The sequence below is a fragment of the Aurantimonas sp. 22II-16-19i genome (genome assembly GCF_002088275.1).
Taxonomy (GTDB): domain Bacteria; phylum Pseudomonadota; class Alphaproteobacteria; order Rhizobiales; family Rhizobiaceae; genus Jiella.
In genome coordinates, this window is sequence record NZ_AQQS01000064.1 from 1 (window position 1) to 10,494 (window position 10,494).

Annotated in this window: 14 protein-coding genes; all 14 read left to right on the plus strand. The window is 68.4% G+C overall.

Annotated elements, in window-relative coordinates:
• Positions 1-625 (plus strand): capsid protein (locus tag ATO4_RS26305; RefSeq protein WP_139802721.1); only part of this gene is annotated, 625 nt, incomplete at its 5' end.
• A gap of 72 nt (positions 626-697) precedes the next feature.
• Positions 698-1,270 (plus strand): hypothetical protein, encoded by a 573-nt coding sequence (locus ATO4_RS26310; RefSeq protein ID WP_083595056.1) that lies wholly within the window; start codon positions 698-700, stop codon positions 1,268-1,270.
• 239 nt (positions 1,271-1,509) lie between these two features.
• Positions 1,510-1,818 (plus strand): acyl carrier protein, encoded by a 309-nt coding sequence (locus ATO4_RS26315; RefSeq protein WP_210191152.1) that lies wholly within the window; start codon positions 1,510-1,512, stop codon positions 1,816-1,818.
• A complete protein-coding gene (locus ATO4_RS26320) occupies positions 1,815-2,117 on the plus strand; it encodes a DUF1320 domain-containing protein (protein ID WP_083595057.1) in 303 nt (100 codons plus the stop codon). Before ATO4_RS26315 ends, ATO4_RS26320 begins: the two co-directional genes overlap by 4 nt.
• Positions 2,118-2,250: 133 nt before the next feature.
• A complete protein-coding gene (locus ATO4_RS26325; RefSeq protein ID WP_176223192.1) occupies positions 2,251-2,838 on the plus strand; it encodes a phage virion morphogenesis protein in 588 nt (195 codons plus the stop codon).
• On the plus strand, positions 2,835-3,257 hold the full coding sequence (locus ATO4_RS26330; RefSeq protein ID WP_083595059.1) for a hypothetical protein: 423 nt from the start codon (positions 2,835-2,837) through the stop codon (positions 3,255-3,257). The genes ATO4_RS26325 and ATO4_RS26330 overlap by 4 nt, the downstream gene beginning before the upstream one ends.
• 1 nt (position 3,258) lies before the next feature.
• Positions 3,259-3,477, plus strand: a complete 219-nt coding sequence (locus tag ATO4_RS26335) for a hypothetical protein (RefSeq protein ID WP_083595060.1) — start codon at positions 3,259-3,261, stop codon at positions 3,475-3,477.
• A gap of 3 nt (positions 3,478-3,480) precedes the next feature.
• The gene (locus ATO4_RS26340) at positions 3,481-4,410 is read left to right on the plus strand and encodes a phage tail tube protein (protein WP_083595061.1); all 930 of its coding nucleotides are present in this window, start codon (positions 3,481-3,483) and stop codon (positions 4,408-4,410) included.
• A 66-nt stretch (positions 4,411-4,476) separates the two neighbouring features.
• Entirely contained in the window at positions 4,477-4,851 is a 375-nt protein-coding gene (locus ATO4_RS26345; protein ID WP_083595062.1) for a hypothetical protein, read from the plus strand.
• Between the two features lie 104 nt (positions 4,852-4,955).
• Complete coding sequence (locus ATO4_RS26350) at positions 4,956-5,222, plus strand: DUF1799 domain-containing protein (protein ID WP_176223193.1); 267 nt, start codon at positions 4,956-4,958, stop codon at positions 5,220-5,222.
• Positions 5,222-9,031 (plus strand): phage tail length tape measure family protein, encoded by a 3,810-nt coding sequence (locus ATO4_RS26355; protein WP_083595064.1) that lies wholly within the window; start codon positions 5,222-5,224, stop codon positions 9,029-9,031. Before ATO4_RS26350 ends, ATO4_RS26355 begins: the two co-directional genes overlap by 1 nt.
• Positions 9,031-9,447, plus strand: coding sequence for a hypothetical protein (locus ATO4_RS26360; RefSeq protein ID WP_083595065.1), 417 nt, complete (start codon positions 9,031-9,033; stop codon positions 9,445-9,447). The genes ATO4_RS26355 and ATO4_RS26360 overlap by 1 nt, the downstream gene beginning before the upstream one ends.
• The gene (locus ATO4_RS26365) at positions 9,447-9,980 is read left to right on the plus strand and encodes a hypothetical protein (RefSeq protein WP_083595066.1); all 534 of its coding nucleotides are present in this window, start codon (positions 9,447-9,449) and stop codon (positions 9,978-9,980) included. Before ATO4_RS26360 ends, ATO4_RS26365 begins: the two co-directional genes overlap by 1 nt.
• Positions 9,977-10,432, plus strand: coding sequence for an NlpC/P60 family protein (locus ATO4_RS26370; RefSeq protein WP_083595067.1), 456 nt, complete (start codon positions 9,977-9,979; stop codon positions 10,430-10,432). Before ATO4_RS26365 ends, ATO4_RS26370 begins: the two co-directional genes overlap by 4 nt.
• Positions 10,433-10,494: the final 62 nt, after the last annotated feature.

Genomic DNA, 10,494 nt, shown 5'->3' on the forward strand with positions numbered 1-10,494 from the left:
GATGGGGATCGAGGACTACAATCAGATCAACCGCGAGATCCGCGTCGCCACCCTCATCCAGAGCCCGGCAAGCTATCCGACCTCGCAGAAGATGGCGCTGTCCGGCACCGACCAGTTCTCCGACTACGACAACTCCGATCCGATCGGCGTCATCAAGGACGTGCTCGACTCCACGCTGGTCTTTCGGCCCAACCAGGTCACGATGGGCCATCGCGACTGGTCGATCCTCTCCTCGCATCCCAAGCTGATCAACGCAGTGAAGGGCGGGCTGACCACCGAGGGCATGATCACCCGCCAGCAGTTCGCCGACCTCTTCGAGCTGAAGAAGGTGCTGGTCGGCGAGGCCTATATGGACGCCGCCAGCTTCGGCCAGGCCGCCGACATCCAGCGCGTCTGGGGCGGCAACATGGTCTTCCAGTTCGTCAATCCGTCGGCCGACGTGAATGCCGGCACGATCACCCACGGCTTCACCGCCACCTACGGCACCAAGATCTCCGGCTCGATGCAGGATCCGAATGTCGGCCTCGAGGGGGGCGAGACGGTGCGCTCCGGCGAGCGGATCAAGGAACTGATCGTCGCGCCCGGTGTGAGCTTCCTCCTCCAGGACATCGTCGCTCCGGCGTGATCCGCCGGCCCTGAACCGGTGCCTGGCGGAAAGCCGGCGGCGCTGAGGCAAGTTTCGAAAAGGCTTTGAACGATGGCGAAAGACACCACCAAGACCAGGACGGACGATCTCCGGGCGTCCACCTCGACGAGCACGGGACAGCTTCCGACCACGGCGGTCGTGCCGCCGGTCGGCCCTGCAGCCGACGGAGGCACGCTGCCGGCAGACAGCGCCGCCATGAAGGTCACGACCGAGACGGCCACCCGTCCGGGTATCGAGACCGTCCAGACCTCGACGACGCCGTCGGGCGAACCGCGGTCGGCCGCGATCGAGCCGCAGATGCCGCGCCCGGCGGCCTTCCGGTCCCGAGCGGCTGGATCTGTCTTCGATCCCGCTTTCCCCGCCAGTGGACGCTCGACCTATGCCGGCACGCTGCCGGCACGGGAACGGGTGCTGGCGGGCGGCGAACGCATCGCGATCACCGCCGTCGCGCCGGACACCGAGACGCGCGAGTTCACCGCGACGATCCGGATCCTGAAATCGAAGGTGCTCTACGAGCCCGGCGCCCTGGTGCCGCTAACCCGGCGGGACTTCGAGGCCAAGCGCTCCCGAAGTTCGGTCCTGGAGCGCTCCTTCGAGGACGGCCTCGAGGCATCGGCCGACTAATCGTCGTCGGAACGGTGGGGCTCGTCCCGCCGGCGATCGGCGCGGCCCGATATCGAGAGGGCCGCGCCACCTCAATACCACCGGGCCCCGGCGTCCGTCGGAATGACCTGCCTCGACCGTCTGACGGCGAGGCGGCCTCCGAGGACGTAGGCCCCGAGCGGACCAACAGGCCGAAGCGAGCGCCTGCCGCACCCCTCCGAGGTCTGGGGCTCGGAGGACCACGATTTTGGAGCCCCCACGTGAGCAGCCCCGCAGCCCAGATCCTCTCCTCCGCCATCGATGCGGCCTCAGCCGAAGCCCGCGCGATCGTCGGGCCGAAGGTGCGTGCCGCCATCGCCGACATCCTCGGCGTGGCGAAGTTCGAAGTCACCGATGGCGCGTCGCTGACCAATGACCTCGGCGCCGACAGCCTCGACTTGGTCGAGATCGCAATCGAGCTGGAGGGGCAGTTCGACGTCGTGCTCGACGACGAGACCGTCTCACGAGCGGCCAGCGTGAAGGACTTCGTCGATGCGGTCATGACCTGTCTAGCGAGGAGTGCAGCATGACCGGCTTTGCAACGAAGCAGGACCTGATCGACCGCTACGGCGCGACCGAGCTGACGCAACTCACCGATCGAACCAACAGACCGCCGACGACGATCGATGACACCGTCGTCTCCCAGGCCCTCGGCGACGCCTCTGCGCTGGCATCTGGCTATGTCGGCAAGCGCTACCGTTTGCCGCTCGCCGACATTCCGCAGGCATTGGTCAAGGCGACGGCCGACGTCGCCAGGTTCTACCTCCATGGCAACCGTGCAGAGAAGGACGGCGAGGTCGAGCGCGGCTTCAAGTTGGCGCTTGCCTAGCTGAAGGACATCTCGAACGGCGTTGCCGAACTGGACATCGAGGGCGTCGTGCCGGCGCAGCCTGCCGGCGGTTCGGTGCAGATGGATGCACCCGAGCGGCTCTTCTCTCGTCGCAGCATGCAGGGTCTCTGACGTGGCGGCCGAGGGCATCCGGATCACCGTCGACGACTCCGCCGTTCTGGCGGCGCTGTCGCGGCTGGAGCAGCGCGATCGCTCCGACGCAATGCACGCGATCGGCGCCTATCTGGTGACCTCCACCCAGCAGCGTTTTGAGCGCGAAAGCGGGCCGGATGGTCGGCCATGGCAGCGCCTTTCGCCACGCACGGCGAACAAGCGGATCGGCAAGACCAGGCGCGGCTACGATCATATGCTGCGGGTCAAGAACCGGCTCTATTCGAGCATCAGCTACCAGGCCGACGCGAGCAGCACTGCCGTCGGTACCAACGTCGCCTATGCTGCGATCCAGCATCTCGGCGGCGTCATCAAGCAGGCGGCGCGGCGCCAGACGATCTATCAGCGCTACGACCCGAAGGCCGACACGCTCGACCAGCGCTTCGTAAAGCGCTCGCGCTCCAACTTTGCCCGAGACGTCGACGTCGCGGCGCACGAGATCAACATCCCGGCGCGGCCCTATCTTGGGATCTCCGACGAGGACCGCGCCGAGATCCTCGAAATCGTCGCCGACACCGAGCGTCGGTCTCTTCCGGGAGGCGGCCGATGATCGTCACAGAGATCGAGGCACGGCTGGTCGAGCGCTGCCATGCCCGCTTCGCGATCATCGGCGACGCGATCGGCCTTGCCGCCGTCCGCGACCGGCCGAAGGCCTCACCCGCCGCCTATGTCGTGCCAATCCGCGAGGTGAGCGGGGACAACAGCCGCATGACGGGCGTCCAGCAGCGCACCGAGATCGACGTCGGCGTCGTCATCATCGTCGACAACCTTTCCGACGCTCTTGGGGCCGCCGCCGGCCAGGATCTGGAAGTGCTGAAGACGGCCGTGCGTGCGGCCCTCATCGGCTGGCAGCCGGCAAGTGCCGATGACGTCATCACCCACGTCTCCGGCGAGCTGACGAACGCCAAGGGCGGCACCGTGTGGTGGGAAGAGCAATTCGCCGCCGCCTATTACCAAGAGGACAGCTGACATGCCGGTGAGACAGGGCGGACGGACGATCCGCGACCCGAAGACGGGGAAGGAAAAGCACGAGGGCGGCACCCGCCAGGAGCGCTCCGAGGGCGAGATCCCGAAGGGGCATCCGGCGAAGGCCCGGCTCGCCGAGCTGGCGAAGGCCGCGGCGCCCGCGATCGAAGATGCGCCGGCGGCCGAGAGCGGCAAGACTGCTGCGCCGAGAGTGAAGGACTGACCGATGGCCACTCGCAAATATCGCAAGCTCGCGGCTCTGGTGAAGATCGAGACCGCCTATGGCGTCGATGCCACGCCGACCGGTGCGGCCAACGCCATGCTGTTCAGCGAGGTCACCTTCACGCCGATGGAAGGCCAGGAGGTCAGTCGTGATCTCCTGTTGCCCTATCTCGGCCACCAGGGCGTCGAGCTGACCGGGCTCTATGCCCGGCTGCAGGGATCGGTGGAGATCGCCGGTTCCGACGATCCCGGAACGGCACCGGCCTACGGCCCGCTGCTGCGGGCCTGCGGCATGGCCGAGACCGTCACAACGGACACTTCGGTCAGCTACGATCCGGTTTCTGCGGGTGAAGAGGCGGCGTCGACCTATTTCAACGCCGACGGCGTCAACCACGTGCTCCTCGGCGTCAGGGGCACGTTCACGACGACCCAGACGCCGAACCAGATCCCGCGCTTTCGCTTCGACCTGATGGGGCTGCTCGGCACGATCACCGATACGGCACTGCCGACGGTCGACCACACCGCCTTCGTGCGCCCGGTGGTCGTCAACAAGGCCAACACGGTCATGTCGCTGCATGGCTGGACGGCGATCACCGAAAGCATCTCGCTGGATTACGGCAACCAGGTCGAGGCGCGGTTCCTGATCGGCGCCGAATCGATGGAGATCACCGATCGGCGCGCGACCGGCACCGCCGTCGTCGAGGCCAAAAGCCTGGCGACGAAGGACTGGTTCGCCATTGCCAAGGCGCGGACCCGGGGCGCGCTGTCCGTCGTCCACGGCACGGCTGCCGGCAACATCGTCGAGTTCACCGCGCCGCAGGTCGAGATCGGCCGACCGACGCAGGGGCAGACCCAGGGCATCCTCAACTACTCGCTGCCGCTGATGCTCTGCCACGACACCGGTGACGACGAGCTGTCGATCATCGTCCGCTAGCAGCCTCTGCGCCGCTCCTCGAGGAGCGGTCAGCCCCGCTTCAAACGCCCTTCGAAGGATCATCGCATGGCGAATTTCCGTCTCGTCGAGACCTATCTCTACTGGTGGCCCGTCACGGTCCACATTCCCGATCCCACGAACGCCGGCAAGACGATCGAGCAGACCTTCGAGATGCAGTTCGAGGCCATGCCGATCGAGGAGGCCGAGAAGCTCGATCGCGACTTTCTGGAGCTGAAGACGGCCGAGGAGCGATCGGCCCACGAGCACGGTCTCCTGAAGCGCGTCAGCAAGAATTGGCGGGGCGTCGAGGCCGCCGGCGGCGGCGACGAACCCTTCACGCCAGAAGCCTTCGAAAAGGCGCTCCGCTTCCCGTGGTTCCGCATCGCGACCTATCGCGCCTATGCGCGCTCGATCTCCGGCGAGGCGCGGGCGGGAAACTGACGGCGGCGGCCCGGGCGGCCGCCTTTGCGATGGTCGGGCGGGCGGATCCGGCGCGATCGGCCCGGATCGATGCGGACGATCAGCGGGCCTTTGCCGAGCTTGGTGTGACCGTCGCGGTCGACGATGACGAGGAAACGGAAACGAACGATGTTGCGGTGTGGTCGATCAACTGGCGGACGGTGGAGGCGTTTCTCGCCTGCGCGACCTGCTGGCGTGAGGTCGCGACCATGAACCGGACGATCCGGACCGGCCTGATCTATGCCGACGTCGACGCCATGATGCGCCGGCGGGGCTTCGACGACATCGCCTTCGCCGACATGCAGCTGATGGAGAGCGCCGCGCTCACCGCCTTCGCCGAGGTGGCCGACTGATGGTCCAGCCGCTGCAGTTCTCCATGATCATGACGCTCGACGCCAAAGGCGTCGGGCAAGGCGCGCGCGAGGTCCGGCAGGAGATCGCCTCCACCGGCCAGGCCGCCAAGGCCGCCGGCGGCGAACTGTCGGCCATGGCGACGGGAATGCAGGCCGAGGCGGCGGCGGCGAAGCAGGTCACCCAGGCGCTGACCGGGGTCGCCGGAGCCGAAGCGAAGTACCGTCAGGAGGTGCAGCGCCGGATCGGCGCGAACACGAACCGCGCCGGCAGTCCGGTTGGATCCACTTCGGCAGGAGGCGGGACCGGCGGGACCGGCGGCCCGACGAGACTGCCGCCGCAGTCCCAGCCGGCGATGCTCGACCAGGTCCGCGAGCGCTACAATCCGCTGTTCAAGATCGGGCAGGACTACAAGCGCACGCTGACCGAGATCGCCGAGGCCGAACGCACGGCGGGCCTCAGCACGGCCGAGGCCGCCGTCTATCGCCGCGAGGCGGCCGCGGCGGCCGAGCGCCAGATGATCGTCCTGAACCGGATGCCCGGCGTCTACGGCGCCGTCACCGGCGCGTCTAAGCTCACCTCCAACCAGCTGCTCAATCTGTCCCGCCAGGGCAATGACGCCGCCACAATGTGGCTGATGGGCGCCGACGGGATGCAGATCTTCGTCAGCCAGGCCGGACAGGTCTATGGCGCCCTGCAGGAAGGTCCCGGCGGTGTGGCCGGTTCAATCAAGGCCGTCGGAACCAGCCTGCTCGCCCTGGCGACGCCGACGAACCTCGCGATCGTCGGTTTCACGGCCGCGGCGGCCGCCGGGATCTACTTCGCCACCCGGACCGAGAAGCAGATCAAGCCGCTCAACGAGGCGATGGACGCCCATAAGGAGGCTCTCAAGGGCGTTGCGGAGGCCTATGGCCTCGCCCTCGACAAGGCCGACAAATACGCCAAGAGCGTCTCGCCTGGCGTCGCAACCTTGCAGGAACGCCAGAGCCGGGCGGAACTCCAGCTGTCCGCCCAGGACACGCTCGCCAAGAGCTTCAAGCCCAGCGCCTTCAGCAGCGACTACCTGCGCTACTCGCCCAGTCTCGGCGAGATCGGCCTCCTCGAGACCGACGTCGCGCCGAAGTACGAGGCGTTCCGCAAGCCGCTCATGGCGCTGAACGCCGAGCTCGAGAAGGGCAAGGGCGATGCCATCGCCTTCGTCGAAGCGGTGGCGACGATCGCCAATCAGGATCTCGCCAACGACAAGCTGAGAGAGCTGGCGGCGAAGCTGATCGAGGTGGCCGCGCCCGCTGCTGCCGCCCAGCGCCAGCTGCAGGCGATGGCGCTGTCGGTCGACGCCGTCACCCAGGCGACGCAGAAAGCCTATCGCGAGCGGCGCGACACGCTGGAGAGCTTCGTCCCCGACACCCGGTCCGAGCGCCAGAAGATCACCGAGGCGTATCAGGGCCAGATGAATGCCGCGCCTCGCCTTGCCGGCAGCGCGAGAGCGGCGGAAGGCATCCAGATCAACGCGACGCGCCAGTACAAGCGCGCGATCGACGAGGTGGAGCGCAGCGAGGAGAACGCCCGCCGATCGCGCGAGCTGGACATTGCGTCGATCTCGGCGAGGACGGCCGCGCAGAAGGCCTCGATCGCCCAGCAGCGGATAGCGATCGAGCTGAACACCGCCGAGGGCGACAAGATCGAGGCCACCGAGCGCCAGCGCCGCATCGCGGCCGAGGGGCTGAAGGTCTACGCAGAGGCGCAGCGCGAGGCGAATGACGCCCTGCGCGGCGCGATGGACGATCTCGCCCTTGTCGGCCTCGAAGGCCACGCCCGCGAGCTCGCCGCGATCAACCAGGAAGTCGCGCGCGAAATCGAGCTCAACCCGCAGGCAGCCGCCAGCTGGCGCGCCTATGGCGAGGCGCGCCGTGCGGCGCTGGAGGTCGAGACCAGCCAGAGCCTCTTCCGGCCACAGGAAGAGGAGCTGGCGAAGCTGAACGCCGAGGCCGCGGCGATCGGCACTTCTGCGGCCGAGCGCCGGCGCATCATGACGGATCTTCAGGCCGAGCAGGATCTCCGCCGCGCCGGCATAGAGCTCGGCAGCCGGGAGGCGGACATCTACCGCCAGCAGGCCCGGGCGCTGGCGGAATACCGCGCCGACATCGAGCGGACCGGCAAGGCATGGGACGCGTTCGGCGAGACGGGCTCGAACGCCCTCGACAAGGTGCTCGACGCGGCCTTCGATCTCGACGGCAAGATGAAGCCGGGAGAACTCTTCGCCGACATCGCGAAGGACTTTTCCAAGACGATCATCGACCTGTCGATCAAGAACCCGCTGAAGAACGCCGTGAGCGGCGGCGAGGCGCCGACCATGGGCGACATTGGCGGCTTCGAAGGGCTGTGGAAGCGGATCACCGGCCAGGCCATCGCCACGCCCGCGGCACCATCGATCACGCTCGGCGAACGCGGCTCGACGACGAGCAACCCGCTGTTCGTCTCGCTGGTGGGCGCGTCCGGCATCCCCAGACTCGATCTTCTCGGCGGCACGAATGGGACGGCGCCGATCGGCGCGGTGACCCGCGGCGGCGCGCTGGCGCCGGCGGCGCCGCTCGATGCCGACAGCAAGCGCGTTGCCGATGCGTGGAGCGTAACGGCCGGAACGGGTATGGCGCCCACGGCGAACGGGGCCGTGCCGGTCAGCCAGATGGCCGAGTACATCCGCCAGGCGGCGGCCGCCCGGGGAATCGATCCCGCGATCGCGCTGCGCGTGGCGCGCTCGGAAGGTCTCGGCGAGGGCATCTGGCAGTCGAACTACAAGAAGAACGGCTTCCGCGAACCGTCCTACGGACCATTCCAGCTGCTCAAGGGTGGTCCCGGCACCGGCTTCGGCCGAGGGCTCGGCAACGCCTTCATGGATCAGACGGGGCTCGATCCGGCTGATCCGCGGAATGCCTATGCGGGTGTCGATTTCGCGCTGAACAACGCGGCCAAGAGCGGCTGGGGCGCCTGGTACGGCGCAGCAAAGGTTGGCGTCGGGCGCTGGGAGGGGCTCGGCGGCGCAAGGGCCATGGCCGGTGGTGGGCTGCAGTCGGCGGACTACCAGCAGCAGATCCAGCAATCGGCCTCGGCCCTCTCGGAATCGGCGGAGGCCCTGGTCCCGGCCGCAAACCAGTTTCAAACCGGCTTCGACGGCGCCTTGAACGGCCAGTTGCTTGGCGGGATCGGCCAAGCGGTCGACCAGTTCCTGCCCGGCTGGGGCGGCGTTCTGCAGAAGCTGCTTTCCAGCATGGGCAGCGGCGGGGGCGGCCTTGGTGGATTGTCGAACCTGTTCGGCGGGGGCGGAGCGTCCGATCCATGGGCAGGGCTGCGGTTCGACACCGGCGGCTACACTGGGCCCGGCGCCCGGCACGCCATCGCCGGCTACGTTCATCGCGGCGAGGTCGTCTGGAATCAGGATGACGTCAAGGCTGTCGGCGGTCCCGAGAAGGCCGAAGCGATCCGCCTCGGCGTGCGCAGCGGCGGCCCCGGCCACGAGCACGGCGGTATCGTCGGCGGACGGACCATGGCGATGCCGAACGCGTCGGCTGGGCGTGGCGCCGGGCGTGACGGGCGATCGGATGCCTCCGGCCAGCCGACCGTCATCTTCGACCCGAAGTTCGTCAACGCCCCTCCCGTGAAGGAAGTGCGACGCGAGCCGGACGGGCGCGGCGGGCGGCGCATGGTGGTCGAATTCGAGCGGCGCCTGGCCGGCTCCATGAGCCAGCCGGGATCGCCCTTCGACGACGCCTTGACCATGCGCGGCTCGCAGATCCCCACGAGGCAGCTCTGATGGCGGTGGCGCAATGGCCGAGCCAGCTGCCGCTGCCGGAGCGCGAGGGCTTCGAGTATCAGCTCGGCGATCCCCGCGAGCGCTTCGATCCGGAGCGCGGCATGCCGATGTATGGGATGCGCTATTCCCGCACATTCGATCCGGTGGCGATGGTCCTCACCGTCGACGACAGCGGCCGGGCGCGGCTCACGCAGTTCTGGACCGACACGCTGAGGCGGGGTGCCCGTGCCTTCGCCATGCCGGGCCCGGGCGAGCACGGCCGGGGCATCCTGGTCTCGCCGGGCGTGCCGCTCCTCGCCGGCACCGTGCCGATCCTGATCTCCCGCTCCTGGCTCTGCGTCTTCCAGGGCGCTCCCGGCTTCCGCGCCGTCGGCATTCGCTGGCGCGCGTCCTTCTCGCTCGCGAGGATCCGCTGATGGCGCGGGAATCGCTCAATGCCCGGCGCTCGCGTGCCGAACCGGTGACCGCCGAGATGGAGGTCATGTTCATCCACATCGACCACGATGCCCTCGAAAAGCCGATCCGGCTGTCGACCGATCCGACCGACTTCATCACCGAGGATCCGCTGGTCTTCGGCACCCATTCGCCCTGGCTGCAGCCGGAGGACGGCCCGGCCGAACCCTACCTGTTCATGATCGCCGACGCCCTGATGCCGAGGGACAAGCGCGGCGCCGTGACCGAGCTGCAGCTCGCGCTCCTCGCCGTCGACCAGGGCATCGTGGAATTGCTGCTGGCGATCCCGCCCGGCACAAGGGCCCGGGCCTCGCTCGCCGTCGCCCTCCTGTCGGATCCCGGGCGGCTCATCGCCGAGTTCCGCCGGCTCGAGCTGTCGGTCGCCACCGGCAACCGCACCGAGATCCCGCTGACTTTGACTGGCCCGGACATCTCCGCCGTGCCCTGGCCAGCGGGGCGCCAGACCAAGGCGCGCTTTCCGGGGCTGTTTCGATGAGCGCGGTCACCCTGCCCACCTCTCCGCGCTGGACCGCCCGCTATGTCGGCTTGCGGTTTCGCCCACACGGGCGGGACCGGAACGGCGTCGACTGCTGGGGCCTGCACAGGCTCGTCCTCGCCGACGAATGCTCCATCGCCGTTCCGTCCTACGCGGACGCCTACGTCTCCCACGCCGAGGCGGCCGAGATCGCTGCGGTGCTCGACAGCCAGCGCGCCGCCGAGCCCTGGCTGCCGGTAGAGCCCGGCCGCGAGCGCATGTTCGACATGGCGGTGTTCCTGGACGGCACCATCGCCGGCCACGTGGCCACCGTCGTCGTCCCTGGCGAGATGCTGCACGTCTCCGCCCATCACCCGGCGAGGGTCGAGCCCTACAACACCGGCGAGTGGCAGCCGCGCTTCCTCGGCTTCCATCGTCATCGCCTCCTGGCCGCCTTGGGAGGATCGCGATGAGCACCCACGAGCTCCGCGCCTCGACGTCCCATCAGACGGTCTTCGTCTCGCCGCCGATCGGC

Excerpts from the sequence above, each read along its gene's own strand:
- ATO4_RS26330 (WP_083595059.1), top strand. The coding sequence starts at position 2,835 with ATGATCGTCACAGAGATCGAGGCACGGCTGGTCGAGCGCTGCCATGCC.
- ATO4_RS26345 (WP_083595062.1), top strand. The coding sequence starts at position 4,477 with ATGGCGAATTTCCGTCTCGTCGAGACCTATCTCTACTGGTGGCCCGTC.
- ATO4_RS26365 (WP_083595066.1), top strand. The coding sequence starts at position 9,447 with ATGGCGCGGGAATCGCTCAATGCCCGGCGCTCGCGTGCCGAACCGGTG.
- ATO4_RS26340 (WP_083595061.1), top strand. The coding sequence starts at position 3,481 with ATGGCCACTCGCAAATATCGCAAGCTCGCGGCTCTGGTGAAGATCGAG.
- ATO4_RS26360 (WP_083595065.1), top strand. The coding sequence starts at position 9,031 with ATGGCGGTGGCGCAATGGCCGAGCCAGCTGCCGCTGCCGGAGCGCGAG.
- ATO4_RS26320 (WP_083595057.1), top strand. The coding sequence starts at position 1,815 with ATGACCGGCTTTGCAACGAAGCAGGACCTGATCGACCGCTACGGCGCG.
- ATO4_RS26310 (WP_083595056.1), top strand. The coding sequence starts at position 698 with ATGGCGAAAGACACCACCAAGACCAGGACGGACGATCTCCGGGCGTCC.
- ATO4_RS26335 (WP_083595060.1), top strand. The coding sequence starts at position 3,259 with ATGCCGGTGAGACAGGGCGGACGGACGATCCGCGACCCGAAGACGGGG.
- ATO4_RS26370 (WP_083595067.1), top strand. The coding sequence starts at position 9,977 with ATGAGCGCGGTCACCCTGCCCACCTCTCCGCGCTGGACCGCCCGCTAT.
- ATO4_RS26355 (WP_083595064.1), top strand. The coding sequence starts at position 5,222 with ATGGTCCAGCCGCTGCAGTTCTCCATGATCATGACGCTCGACGCCAAA.